The following is a 12,170-nucleotide window of genomic DNA, read 5'->3' on the forward strand; positions in this document are numbered from 1 at the left end:
CCCGCCCCCGCCCCGCGGCGGCGGGACCCGGACATGACGAGGGCCCGCACCGTTCGCTTCCGGCGCGGGCCCTTCCGTCTTGCGTCAGCGGACCGGAGTCCCCTGCGGCTGCGGGGCGATGCCCAGCGCCGTGGTGTACTGCGACAGCACCAGCTTGCCGACCGCCGGGTAGGCGCCCAGCGCCTCGGCCACCGGGCAGTCCGCCGCCTTCGCCGCGTCCTCCAGCAGCCCTTCGGCCAGCTCCGGGCCGATCAGGTACGGAGCCAGCGCCAGCTGCGCCGAACCGGAGCCGCGCAGCTGCTCGGCGACCGCCGCCACCGAGCCCTCCTGGTCCAGCGCGGCCGCCATCACCGGCACGGCGAGGCGCGCGGCCAGCAGCATGCCGGTGATCCCGGCCGCCTGCACGGCCTCCTGGCCGCCGACCGTGGCCAGCACGATGCCGTCGGCCGCCGTGGCGACCGTGAACAGCCGTGCCCGGTCGGCGCGGGCGAGGCCGGCCTCCGACAGGCGGACGTGCAGTGCCTCCGCGAGCAGCGGGTGCGGCCCCAGCACGTCGGTCAGCTCGGCGGACGCGCCGCTGTCCGCGACGGCCTGCCGTATCCGGTCGGTCAGGGCGCTGTCCGGGCCCGCCAGGAGCGGCACCACGACGGCGGCCGGGCCCTGGGGCTCGGCAACCTCGCGGCCGGCGGCCCTGGCCAGCTCGTACCGCTCGACCCGCAGGGCCGCGGCCCGCGCCAGTACGGCCGAGAGCCTCGGGTACTCGGACTCGTCGCCGTCCAGGAAGCCGATCGCGGCCTCCAGGCCGGGCAGCTCGGAACGAGCGATGCTCACGACCTCTTCGGCCAGGCTGCGGACAGCGGCGGAAGGAGTGCCGGGAACGGCGAGAACGAGCGCGGGCGCGCCCTCGGGGGCCGCCACGGGTTCGGGGCGACGGTGCCGCCCGGACTGTCGGGGTCGCGGCATTCGTACAGGCAGGCCGGAAGCGGGCCCAGTGGGGGAGCTCATGGCGCCGCATGCTACTGGCTTTACCTGCTCCGACGCTTGGGGAGGGGGCGGTCAGGCGCCCTCTGTCCTGCTATGTCCGAGTCGTCGGACGGAGGGTGGTTGTCTCCAGCATGCCCGGCTCGCGGGGCAGCCGGAGTTCGTCCTCCGCGAGGGCCGCCGCGACGGCCAGCGCGCCGTCGAGCGGGTCTCCGGCGGCGGGCACCACGCGTGCGTGCGGTACGTGCTCCGCCAGTTCGGCGCGCACCGGCACGAGGAGCGGGTCGCCCATCCGGAACAGCCCGCCCGTCAGTGCGACTTCGCGGTCCTGGCCGCCCGGGCAGACGGCGGCCGCGGCCTCAGCGACGTGCCGGGCCGCCCCCGCCAGGATGCCGGCCGCCACCGGGTCGCCCTCCGTGGCGCAGCGGGCCACCTCGGGCGCGAACGAGGCGAGTACGGCGGGCCGGTCGGGGCGCGGGTAGAGCAGGCCGGGGAGGGCCGCCGGGGGGCCGAACACGGCCCGGACGCGCGCCAGCAGGGGCGCCGACCCGCCGCGCCGGCCGTCGTGGGCCCGCAGGGCGGCCTCCAGCCCGGCGCGGCCGATCCACGCCCCGCTGCCGCAGTCGCCCAGCAGGTGCCCCCAGCCGTCCGCGCGGCGCCAGCCGGACAGGTCGGTGCCGAGCGCGATCAGTCCGGTGCCCGCGGCGACGACCGCCCCGGGCCGCTGACCGAGCGCCCCGGCGTAGGCGGTCACGGCGTCGGCGGCCAGCGCCAGCGAGGTCACCCCCAGCGAACGGCGCAGCGCCCGCGGCAGGACGGCGCGCAGTTCGTCCCCGAGCGTCGCCATGCCCGCCGCGCCGATCGCCACCGCCGCGAGCGGGCCGGCACCGGCCCGCTCCAGCAGGCCCTCGGCCGCCGGGACGAGCCGCTCCAGCAGGTGCTGCGCGTCGATCCCGCCCGCACCGGTGCGCACCGGCTCCGCGAACGCCGCGCTCTCGACGACGCGCACGCCGCCGGTACCCCGGCCGCGCGCCGCGGTTCCGCGGTCGCTCCCGGCATAAGCGCCGGGTGCGGGCCCCGGCGGGGCGCCCGCACCCGGCCCGCTCCCGGGCGTGGGCGTGCCGAGCGCGATCCGCAGCCCGGAGCCGCCGGAGTCGACCCCCAGCACCCAGGTGCCGGCGCTCACCCGCCGCTCCGGGGACGGATCACGGGAGCCGCCAGTCGATCGGCTCCGCGCCCTGCCGGACGAGCAGTTCGTTCGTCCGGCTGAACGGCCGGGACCCGAAGAAGCCCCGGTCCGCCGACATGGGGGACGGGTGGGCCGACTCGATGGCGGGCAGGTCGCCGAGCAGGGGGCGGAGGTTGCGGGCGTCCCGGCCCCACAGCACGGAGACCAGCGGCTTGCCGCGCGCCACCAGTGCCTTGATGGCCTGTTCGGTCACCTCTTCCCAGCCCTTGCCGCGGTGTGCGGCCGGCTTGCGGGGCGCCGTCGTCAGCGCCCTGTTGAGCAGCAGCACCCCCTGCCGGGTCCAGGGCGTGAGGTCCCCGTTGGAGGGCCGGGGCAGCCCCAGGTCCGCGTTCATCTCCCGGAAGATGTTCTCCAGACTGCCCGGCAACGGCCGGACCTCCGGGGCGACGGAGAAGCTCAGCCCCACCGCGTGCCCCGGGGTCGGATACGGGTCCTGGCCGACGATGAGGACCCGCACCTCGTGGAACGGTTGCTGGAACGCCCGCAGCACATTCGGCCCGGAGGGCAGATAGGTGCGTCCGGCGGCGATCTCCGTACGGAGGAAGTCACCCATTCCGGCGATGCGTTCGGCCACGGGTGCGAGGGCCTCGGCCCACCCCGGCTCGACGATTTCTTTCAAGGGTCGTGCTGCCACGGCCGTCACTCTACTGGCGCAACGGGGACGTCCCTCACCCGATCACCGCCGCCCGCACGCACAGCACGTCCGGCAGGTGGGAGGCGAGCAGCCGCCAGCTGTCGCCGTCGTCGGCGCTGGCGTACAACTCGCCGTTGCGATTGCCGAAGTAGACCCCGGCCGGGTCCGCGTCGTCCGTGCACATAGCGTCGCGCAGCACCGTGCCGTAGTGGTCGCCTTCGGGCAGGCCGGCCGTGAGGGCCTCCCAGCCGCCGCCCGCGTCGCTCGTGCGGTAGACCCGGCACCGCCGCTGGGCGGGCACCCGGTCGGAGTCGGCCGTGATCGGGAAGACGTACGCCACGTCGGCGCGGTGCGGGTGGGCGACCGTCGCGAAGCCGAAGTCCGAGGGCAGGCCCTCGCCGATGTCCGTCCACTCCGCGCCCGCGTCGTCGCTGCGGTACACCCCCCAGTGGTTCTGCAGGTAGAGCCGGTCCGGGTCGCCCGCGTCCTGCGCGATCTTGTGCACGCACTGCCCGAAGGCCGGGTTCGGGTCGGGCAGGAAGACCGCGGACACCCCGCGGTTGGACGGTGACCAGGTCCCGCCGCCGTCCCGGGTGCGGAACACCCCGGCCGTCGACACCGCGACCGTCACCGCGTCCGGGTCCCTGGGGTCGGTCACGACCGTGTGGAGCCCTTCGCCGCCCCCGCCCGGCACCCACTGCGACCGGGTCGGGTGCTCCCACAGCGGACGCACCAGCTCGAAGCTCTCGCCGCCGTCCTCCGAGCGGAACAGGGCGGCGGGCTCGGTGCCCGCGTAGACCACGCCGGGCGCCGCGGGGCCGGCCGGGTGCAGCTGCCACACCCGCTCCAGTGAAGCGCCCGTGTCCTTGGGGAACTTCACCGCCGGCCGCACCGGCTCGGTCCACGTGGAGCCCAGGTCGTCGGAGTGGAACACCGACGGGCCCCAGTGGGTGCTGTCCCCGCCGGCGAGCAGCCGGGGCGAGGTCCCGCGCATGTCGATGCCGATCGCGTACACGGCCTGGGCATTGAAGTGCGGGCCCTCGAACTCCCACCGGCCGCCGTGCCTGCGGCCGATGAACAGTCCCTTGCGAGTCCCTACGGTCAGTAGCACGTCGGTCATCGCCGACACCTCCTGGACGCCTTTGTCGCGGATACGGGCCAGTCTGCACCCACCCACTGACAGTGGCGCCCGAAGGCGGCGTTTCCCCAGGTCAGACGGAGCGGTGGTACTGGTCGGGCACGTGCACCGCGCCCCCCAGCTCCCGCGCCGCGTGCCGCGCCCAGGAGGGGTTGCGCAGCAGCTCGCGGCCGAGCAGCACCGCGTCGGCCTCACCGTTGGTGACGATCTTCTCGGCCTGGCGCGCCTCGGTGATGAGTCCGACGGCGGCGACCGGCAGACCGGTCTCCTCCTTCACCCGGGCGGCGAAGGGCACTTGGTAGCCCGGGCCGACCGGGATGCGGGCGTCCGGCGCGTTGCCGCCGGACGACACGTCGAGCAGGTCGACGCCGTGCTCCTGGAGCAGGGCGGCGAGGCGCACGGTGTCGTCGGCCGTCCAGCCGGCCCGGTCCTCCAGCCAGTCGGTGGCCGAGATGCGGAAGAACAGCGGAAGCTCCTCGGGCCACACCTCCCGCACTGCGTCGACGACCTCCAGGGCGAAGCGCGTCCGGTTGTCGAACGAGCCGCCGTAGGCGTCCGTGCGGTGGTTGCTGTGCGGGGAGAGGAACTGGCCGATGAGGTAGCCGTGCGCGCCGTGGATCTCGACGACCTCGAAGCCCGCCGCCAGCGCGCGCCGCGCCGCCGCCGCGAACAGGCCCACGATCTCCCGGATCTGTTCCACGGTCAGCTCGTCGGGCACCGGGTGGCCGTCCGCGAACGGCACGGGGCTCGGGGCGACCGGCTGCCAGCCGTGCTCGTCGGCGCCCACGGGGGCGCCGCCCCGCCAGGGCCGGTCCGTCGACGCCTTGCGCCCGGCGTGGCCGATCTGGATGCCGGGCACGGTGCCCTGGCTCTTCAGGAAGTCGCTGATCCGGCGCAGCGCCTCGGCCTGGGTGTCGTTCCAGATGCCGAGGTCGTAGGGGCTGATGCGGCCCTCGGGGGCCACCGCGGTCGCCTCCAGCAGGATCAGTCCGGTGCCGCCGGCGGCGCGGGCCGCGTAGTGGGCGAAGTGCCAGTCGTGCGCCACACCGGCGTTCGGGCCGGTCGCCTCCGCGCTGTACTGGCACATGGGTGCCATCCAGACGCGGTTGGGGACGGTCAGCGACCGGAGGGTGCGGGGCTCGAACAGCGCGCTCATGGTGGACTCCATTCGGAGGGGGCCGGTGTGCCACTCGTACGATAACCTTCGTAGTACGGCGACTGTCAAACTACGAGGAGGATCGTACGATGGAGGCAACCGAGGAACTGGAGCCGCCGTGACCACCGCGATCAGCCCGCGCGAGCTCGCGCACCCCGCGCGCGACGAGATCCGTCTCGAAGGCGTGCTCCACGCCCTGTCCGACCCCATGCGGCTGCGCGTCGTCCGGGAACTGGCCGCCGCGGGCGCGGAGGTGTCCTGCTCGTCCATCGAACTGCCGGTCACCAAGTCGACCACCACGCACCACTTCCGGGTGCTCCGCGAGAGCGGCGTCATCCGCCAGACGTACCGCGGCACGGCCAAGATGAACGGCATCCGCCGTGCCGACCTGGACGCGCTGTTCCCCGGCCTCCTCGACACGGTGCTGTCCGCCGCCGGACAGCAGGCCGCCCGTCTGGGAACCCCCTGACGGGGCGCCCGGGGGGAGCGGCGCGGACGCTCAGTCCTGGCCGGCGGCCGCGAGAAGGCCGGACCAGTCGGGGATCTTGACCGAGCCGCGCCCCAGGGTGTGGCCGAGGGCCGCCTCCGCCTGCTCGATGGAGAGCCAGCCGGGCCATTCCACCGGCCGGTGGCCCCACGCGCGCAGCGTGGCGAGCGGATCGGCCGCCACGGTGCGCCGGGCCAGCGCCGGGGCGTCCGCGAGGAGCGAGCCGGCCGTCTCCTTGGCGCACGGCCGATTGGTGCCGATCACGCCGGTCGGGCCGCGCTTGATCCACCCGGCGACGTACTCGCCCGCCGACGGCACCCCGTCCCGCAGCACCCGCCCCGCCGCGTGCGGCACCGTCCCCCGCGACGCGTCGAACGGCAGGCCCTCCAGCGGCACCCCCCGGTAGCCGACCGCCCGCAGCACCAGCTGCGCCTCGATGTCCTCGTACGCCCCCGTCCCGCGCACACCGCCCGCACCGTCCGGAACCGTGCGCTCGAAACGCACCCCGGCCGCACGTCCGCCCCGCTCCAGCACCTCCACCGGCCGCAGGAAGAACCGCAGCCGGATGACCCGCTCCCGGGGCTCCGGGCCGGTGGCCTCCGCCCAGGCGCGCACCACCTCCACGTTGCGCCGGCTGACTGCGGGGAGCCCCGCCGGATCGGCGTACGCCGGGTCGAGCGCCAGGTCGGCCGGCTCCACCTCGACGCGGGCCTGCGGCATCGCCCCGAGCTCGCGCAGCTCCTTGGTGGTGAACTTGGCCTGCGAAGGACCCCGCCGCCCCACCATGTGCACCTCCCGCACCCGGCTGGCGGCCAGCGCGCCGAGCGCGGCCTCCGGCACGTCGGTGGGGTGCAGCTCCCCGGGCCCGCGCGCCAGGATCCGTGCCACGTCCACGGCCACGTTGCCCACACCGATCACCACGGCCGACCGGGCGCCCAGGACGAAGGCGTCCGGCGTGGCGTCCGGATGGGCGCTGTACCAGGAGACGAAGTCGGTCGCCGAACAACTGCCGGGCAGGTCCTCGCCGGGTACCCCGAGGTGCCGGTCCCGCGCCGCGCCGACGCAGTAGACGACGGCGTGGTACAGCTCCAGCAGCCGCGCGGGCGTCACCCCGTGACCGCCCACCTCGACGTTGCCCACGAAGCCGATCCGCTCGTGCTCCAGCACCGTGCGGAGGTTGTTCTGCAGGGACTTGATCTTCTCGTGGTCCGGGGCGACCCCGTAGCGGACGAGGCCGTACGGGCACGGCAGCCGGTCCAGGACGTGCACGCGCACGTCCGGCACCGCGGTCTGCTCGACGAGGGACTGGGCGGTGTAGACCCCGCTGGGCCCGGAACCGACGACGGCGACACGAAGCACGGCTGCGCTCCTTCCCGCAGGGACTCCCAGCATGGCACCGCCGGGCTCCGCGCGGGAGGCGCCGGGACCCGTGTTCACGGTGCCGGATGCGCAGGATCGCGCATGTGTGTATACGGCCCCAAATGATGATCTTAGGGTCCATACCGCCTCCCGGCCACCCGGCCGGCGGCGCCGGGCCCCCGGGACCATCACCGCCGCCGGCCGGCCGGCGGTGGTCCGTCACATGGACCGCATCCGGTCGATCTCGGCCGTCTGCTGGGCGATCACGTCATTGGCCATCTCCTCCACCTGGACGTTGTTCCCCTGCGACAGCACCTCGCCCGCCATGGTGACCGCACCCTGGTGGTGGGTGATCATCAGTTTCAGGAACATTTCATCGAAGGCCGCTCCCCGCGCGCCCCGCAACTGCGCCAGCTGTGCCCCGGTGGCCATCCCGGGCATCGTGCCGTGGTCATGACCGGTGTGCGGCCGCGGCCCGCCGTTGTTCGCCAGCCACCCCTTCATCGCCCCGATCTCCGGCTGCTGGGCCGCCGCTATGCGGGCCGCCACCTGCTTCACCCCGGTGGAGGCCGCGCGTTCCGCGGCGAGCGCGGTCATCTCCAGCGCCTGACCGTGATGGACGATCATCATCTGGACGTAGGTGAAGTCCGACCCGTTGGGCGTGTCGGGCGGTACGGCCCTGCGCGCCTCCTCCGGGGAGAGCGTCCGCGCGGGTTCGCCCGGCTTCCCGGGGGCCAGGACGGACGGGCCGCCGCTCCCGCGCGCCGCCCCGGCCCGGGGTCCGTCCTCCGTCTCCGCGGGGTCCGGCTCGCAGCCCGTCAGGGCGAGTACGGCGGTCAGGACGGCCGCCGCCGCCACACTTGCGCTGCGCTTCAACACCCGGACCTCCAGGGACGTGTGACATGGCCGGAACCGTCGCCGTACGCGAACACCCGTATGAAGTCTCTGTTGCCATCTGTTGAGATGTGCATGCTAAGGAAGATACTGCCGGGGTCCAGGACCCGTTCAGCTTCGAACGGAAACAAGGGAGGACGACGCAGTGACCCCGTTGCGCACCACTCACGTGCGACGCAGACGTCTTGGCGTGGCCACCGCCGCTGCCGGACTGCTCGCGGCACTCCTGACAGCCGGCCCCGCGGCCGCCGTGCCCGACCCCGGAGACGCTCCCGCCCCACCGGGCACGGTCTCCGCACAGGACCGGGCGGAAGCCCGCGCGGCCATCGGTTCCGGCGAGATCCCCGCCGTCGACCAGGTCGTCCACAGCGCCAACATCACCCACCTCGCCAACGTCCCGCGCGAGGGCTTCACCGGCATCAACTCGGACCTGGCCTTCCAGGGCAAGTACGCCTTCGCCGGCAACTACGACGGCTTCCGGATCTTCGACATCAGCACGCCGTCGGCCCCGAAGACCGTCGCCCAGGTCCTCTGCCCGGGCTCCCAGAACGACATATCCGTCTCCGGGAACCTGCTCTTCCTCTCCACCGACTCCTCGCGCAGCGACAACTCCTGCACCAGCACCACGCAGCCCGCGACCGAGAAGTCCTCCTGGGAGGGCATGAAGATCTTCGACATCACGGACAAGCGCAACCCCAAGTACGTCGCCGCCGTCGAGACCGCCTGCGGTTCGCACACCCACACCCTGGTCCCCGAGCGCAGGAACGTGTACGTCTACGTCTCCTCGTACTCGCCCAACGCCGCCTTCCCCGACTGCCGGCCGCCGCACGACGGAATCTCGGTCATCAAGGTGCCGCGCAAGGCCCCGGAGAAGGCGGCCGTCGTCAACTTCCCCGTCCTCTTCCCCGGGGAGGGCCCCGACGGCGGCGGCAACCCCGGCGCGCCCACCAACCCGGGCGTCTCCAAGACCACCGGCTGCCACGACATCACCGTGCTGCCCTCCAAGGACCTGGCGGCCGGGGCCTGCATGGGCGACGGCATCCTGTTCTCCATCAAGGACCCGGAGAACCCCAAGGTCATCGACCAGGTCCAGGACAACGTCAACTTCGCCTTCTGGCACTCCGCCACCTTCAACCAGAAGGCCGACAAGGTCGTCTTCACCGATGAGCTGGGCGGCGGCGTGGGTGCCACCTGCAACGAGCGCACCGGCCCGAACCGCGGCGCCGACGGCATCTACGACATCGTCGGCAAGGGCGACAAGCGCAAGCTCGTCTTCCGCAGCTACTTCAAGATCGACCGATACCAGGCGGACACCGAGAACTGCGTCGCCCACAACGGCTCGCTCATCCCGGTCAAGGGCAGGGACCTCATGGTCCAGGCCTGGTACCAGGGCGGCGTCTCGGTGTGGGAGTTCACCGACTCGTCCAGGCCCAGGGAGATCGCCTACTTCGAGCGCGGTCCGCTCAGCACCGAGAAGCTGGTGACCGGCGGCTCCTGGTCGGCGTACTACTACAACGGCCACATCTACTCGAACGACGAGATCAAGGGTCTCGACGTGCTGAGACTCGACGACCGCCGCACCGACCCGGCGAAGCGGGTGCGCATGCACGAGCTGAACGTGCAGACGCAGCCGGACTACTTCGAGGACTTCGACGACGACTTCGGCGACGACTGACCCGGGCCGACGGCCGTGCCACCGGGCGGCTGCCCGCCCGGTGGCACACCGAGCTCCCAGTCCAGCCCGTACCGCTGGAACAGCTCCGCCCGCAGCCGGGCGGGCGCCATCGGCACCCCGGGCAGCAGGACGGCGAAGACCGCCCCCATCAGCAGCGCCCGCAGCAGCGGATAGTCCGCGTCCACGTCGCGCGACCCGTACCGGTCCACCGTGTCCCGCAGCAGGAACGCCAGCCGCTGCTGCTCCGGACCCTGCACGAACCCCTCCGCCTGGAGGATGCCGGCCATGTGCGTACGCATCAGCAGCGGCTGCTCCACCGCCAGCCCCAGGATGGCGTCGATGGCCCGCGCCAGCCGCTCCCGCCCGTCCTCGCTGCGCGGCTCCCGCTCCAGCGCGGCCTCCAGGGTCAGGTGCATCAGCCGGTGCACCGCCGACTGGAGCAGCTGCCGCTTGCCCGGGAAGTAGTACGAGACCAGCCCGCGCGCCGAACCGGCCCGGTCCGCGATGTCGGCCAGCGTCGTCGCCTCGTACCCGCGTTCGGCGACCAGCTCCACGGTCGCCTGCAGCAGACGCTCCCGCGAACGCCGCCGCAACTCTTCGTTGACCGATGCGCTGCGCGGGGACATGCTTAACTCCTGCGTTGACTGGCTCACAGCCAATATACTCAGGGCATGTCGGCCGGACCGGGCGACGCGGGGGATCGTCCGGTCCGGCGGGCCTGCGCGTACGTCCCCGGGGGCGGAACCGCTCGGAAACCGGACGCCGTGTCCGGCCCCGCGGACGCCTTGCGGCCCCGGCTCAGTCCTGGTGCGCCAGGTCCCCGCGGTTCTCCGCCCGTGCGAGCCTCCGCTCGTACGCGAGCACGGCGAGTGCCACCAGGCACACTCCCAGCAGCCAGCCCCCCAGTACGTCCGAGGCCCAGTGCACGCCCAGATACACCCGGGTGAGGCCGACCCCGAGCACCGAGACGGCGCCGACGACGAGCACGGCGGTCCGCGGGCCCCGGCCCACGCCGAAACGGGACAGCAGCCACAGGGCCAGCCCGCAGGTGACCGCCGCCGTCATCGCGTGGCCCGACGGGAAGGCCGCGAAGTGCGCCGTATCCACCGGATCCGGCCACCACGGCCGGTCCCGGCCCACCGCCGCCTTCAGCACCTGCTGCACCGCGGAACCGAGCGCGCTCACCACGCCCGTCCACACCGCCAGCAGCCGCTCGCCATGCCACCACAGCCACACCACGCCCACCGCCACCAGGACGCGCATCGTCCACGGATCCCACACCCAGTCGCTGAGGATCCGGTTGGTCCCGGCGATCGCCGGGCTGCGGACGGCCGAGTCGTGCAGCGCGTCCGCCACCATCCGGTCGAACGAGATCAGGGGGCCCCACTCGGCCGCGACCAGCCCCAGGAGCACGGCCGAGAGGACACCGGACCAGAGGGCCACCACCGAGGCGTGACGGGAGTGGGCGGGGGATCGTGTGGGGGGTTGTGTGGGGGAGTGCATGGGGTGATCCTCCCCGGCCTTCGCCGCCCCATGTCCCTACGCCCCGCGGCCGGCCGTCCCGGAACCCCGGTCCTGCTCCGGCCGGGCTTCCGGTCACCCGGCTGCTCGCCGCCCGGCCACCGGCCGGCCCGGTCACCCGGCTGCTCGCCCGCCGGCTACCCGAGCGTCCGCAGCGCCGGTACGAAGGCCACCAGGAGCGGCACCACCGGCACCAGCGCCGCCGCGGCCGTCAGGCGCAGGCGCCGCCCGGCCGTGAGGCGGGGCTCGGCGGTCAGCAGACGGTGCACCCGGTGCGGCAGCTGGGCGTCGGCGGCGGGACACGGGCCGAACACCCCGCGGTCCTCGTTCAGTTCCACCAGGGCGAGCGCGATCGTCAGCCGCCCGTACCGCCTGGACGCCACGTCGTCCGCGGCCAGCTCCACGAGCCGGTGCATCTCGTCCCGGAACGCCGCGAAGACCGGGATCTGCGGGAACCCGGTCGCCAGCGCCGCCGAGCAGTGCAGCAACCAGTCGTGCCGGGCGCGCGCGTGACCCTGCTCGTGGGCGAGGACCGCGTCGAGCTGATGGCCCTTCAGCCGGCGCAGCGCGGCCGTGGTGACCACCAGCCGCGGCGCCGCGCCGGGCAGCCACCAGGCGTCCGGCCGCTCGCCCTCCAGCAGCACCAGAGGGTCCGCCCCCGGGTCCTCGCCCGGCAACAGCGGTGAGCGCACGAGGAGTTCGGCCCGCCTGCGCCGGTGCCGCGCCCGGGCACGGCGCACCTCCCGGGTGAGCATCGCCCCGGTCCACAGGCCGCCGCACGCCAGCAGCACCGCGAGCACGGCGGACCACGGCCCGTGGGCGCCCAGTTGGTACGCCTCGACCACCGCGCGCGGAGCGGGCGCGAAGACGTGCCCGCGCACCGCCTGCCAGGCGGCCGCCGCGCTGAAGGTCATCGACAGCGCGAAGCAGAGCAGGACCGCGGCCACCACGCACTGCCACACCCACAGCGCCACGACCGGCTCGCGCTCCGGCCATTCGACCCGCGCCAGCAGACGCGGAGCCGCCACGGCGGTGACAAGGCCGAGCCCGAGCAGCGCGAGGGAGACCAGCATGCC

At 74.0% G+C, this 12,170-nt stretch carries 12 protein-coding genes; 2 read left to right on the forward strand and 10 right to left on the reverse strand.

Annotated features, from left to right (window positions below; translation table 11 throughout):
* Nucleotides 1-84 precede the first annotated feature (84 nt).
* The 5 genes from A4V12_RS29830 to A4V12_RS29850 form a co-directional block, all read right to left on the reverse strand.
* On the reverse strand, nt 85-1,005 hold the full coding sequence (locus A4V12_RS29830; RefSeq protein ID WP_079137462.1) for a sirohydrochlorin chelatase: 921 nt from the start codon (nt 1,003-1,005) through the stop codon (nt 85-87).
* A 70-nt stretch (nt 1,006-1,075) separates the two neighbouring features.
* Complete coding sequence (locus A4V12_RS29835) at nt 1,076-2,167, reverse strand: N-acetylglucosamine kinase (protein ID WP_064072585.1); 1,092 nt, start codon at nt 2,165-2,167, stop codon at nt 1,076-1,078.
* A 19-nt stretch (nt 2,168-2,186) separates the two neighbouring features.
* Nucleotides 2,187-2,864: a uracil-DNA glycosylase gene (locus A4V12_RS29840; RefSeq protein ID WP_064072625.1), complete on the reverse strand. Its 678-nt coding sequence runs from the start codon at nt 2,862-2,864 to the stop codon at nt 2,187-2,189.
* 34 nt (nt 2,865-2,898) lie between these two features.
* Entirely contained in the window at nt 2,899-3,984 is a 1,086-nt protein-coding gene (locus A4V12_RS29845) for a WD40/YVTN/BNR-like repeat-containing protein (protein WP_064072586.1), read from the reverse strand.
* A 91-nt stretch (nt 3,985-4,075) separates the two neighbouring features.
* Nucleotides 4,076-5,158 (reverse strand): NADH:flavin oxidoreductase/NADH oxidase, encoded by a 1,083-nt coding sequence (locus tag A4V12_RS29850; RefSeq protein WP_064072626.1) that lies wholly within the window; start codon nt 5,156-5,158, stop codon nt 4,076-4,078.
* A gap of 118 nt (nt 5,159-5,276) precedes the next feature.
* Between A4V12_RS29850 and A4V12_RS29855 the strand changes: the two genes are divergently transcribed.
* Entirely contained in the window at nt 5,277-5,627 is a 351-nt protein-coding gene (locus A4V12_RS29855) for an ArsR/SmtB family transcription factor (protein ID WP_064072587.1), read from the forward strand.
* Nucleotides 5,628-5,657: 30 nt separating this feature from the next.
* Here the strand turns inward: A4V12_RS29855 and A4V12_RS29860 are convergent, their stop codons facing one another.
* Both A4V12_RS29860 and A4V12_RS29865 read right to left on the reverse strand, forming a co-directional pair.
* The gene (locus tag A4V12_RS29860; protein ID WP_064072588.1) at nt 5,658-7,004 is read right to left on the reverse strand and encodes an FAD-dependent oxidoreductase; all 1,347 of its coding nucleotides are present in this window, start codon (nt 7,002-7,004) and stop codon (nt 5,658-5,660) included.
* A 219-nt stretch (nt 7,005-7,223) separates the two neighbouring features.
* Nucleotides 7,224-7,883, reverse strand: a complete 660-nt coding sequence (locus A4V12_RS29865; RefSeq protein ID WP_064072589.1) for a DUF305 domain-containing protein — start codon at nt 7,881-7,883, stop codon at nt 7,224-7,226.
* A gap of 160 nt (nt 7,884-8,043) precedes the next feature.
* On the opposite strand from A4V12_RS29865, the gene A4V12_RS29870 reads away from it, so the two are divergent.
* Nucleotides 8,044-9,573, forward strand: a complete 1,530-nt coding sequence (locus A4V12_RS29870) for an LVIVD repeat-containing protein (protein WP_064072590.1) — start codon at nt 8,044-8,046, stop codon at nt 9,571-9,573.
* On the opposite strand, the gene A4V12_RS29875 is transcribed toward A4V12_RS29870, so the two are convergent.
* The 3 genes from A4V12_RS29875 to A4V12_RS29885 form a co-directional block, all read right to left on the reverse strand.
* Nucleotides 9,534-10,199 carry a TetR/AcrR family transcriptional regulator gene (locus A4V12_RS29875; protein ID WP_064072591.1) on the reverse strand — a complete coding sequence of 222 codons (666 nt, stop codon included), beginning with the start codon at nt 10,197-10,199 and terminating at the stop codon, nt 9,534-9,536. The two genes, A4V12_RS29870 and A4V12_RS29875, sit on opposite strands and share 40 nt — an antisense overlap.
* A 172-nt stretch (nt 10,200-10,371) precedes the next feature.
* Nucleotides 10,372-11,076: a phosphatase PAP2 family protein gene (locus A4V12_RS29880; RefSeq protein ID WP_064072592.1), complete on the reverse strand. Its 705-nt coding sequence runs from the start codon at nt 11,074-11,076 to the stop codon at nt 10,372-10,374.
* A gap of 155 nt (nt 11,077-11,231) precedes the next feature.
* Entirely contained in the window at nt 11,232-12,167 is a 936-nt protein-coding gene (locus A4V12_RS29885) for a M56 family metallopeptidase (protein ID WP_064072593.1), read from the reverse strand.
* Nucleotides 12,168-12,170 lie beyond the last annotated feature (3 nt).

The organism is Streptomyces noursei (genome assembly GCF_001646665.1).
GTDB classification, from domain to species: domain Bacteria; phylum Actinomycetota; class Actinomycetes; order Streptomycetales; family Streptomycetaceae; genus Streptomyces; species Streptomyces lavendulocolor.

Bases quoted from the DNA above. Each gene is read 5' to 3' on its own strand.
- A4V12_RS29830 (WP_079137462.1), bottom strand. From the start codon at position 1,005: ATGAGCTCCCCCACTGGGCCCGCTTCCGGCCTGCCTGTACGAATGCCG.
- A4V12_RS29845 (WP_064072586.1), bottom strand. From the start codon at position 3,984: ATGACCGACGTGCTACTGACCGTAGGGACTCGCAAGGGACTGTTCATC.
- A4V12_RS29850 (WP_064072626.1), bottom strand. From the start codon at position 5,158: ATGAGCGCGCTGTTCGAGCCCCGCACCCTCCGGTCGCTGACCGTCCCC.
- A4V12_RS29875 (WP_064072591.1), bottom strand. From the start codon at position 10,199: ATGTCCCCGCGCAGCGCATCGGTCAACGAAGAGTTGCGGCGGCGTTCG.
- A4V12_RS29880 (WP_064072592.1), bottom strand. From the start codon at position 11,076: ATGCACTCCCCCACACAACCCCCCACACGATCCCCCGCCCACTCCCGT.
- A4V12_RS29885 (WP_064072593.1), bottom strand. From the start codon at position 12,167: ATGCTGGTCTCCCTCGCGCTGCTCGGGCTCGGCCTTGTCACCGCCGTG.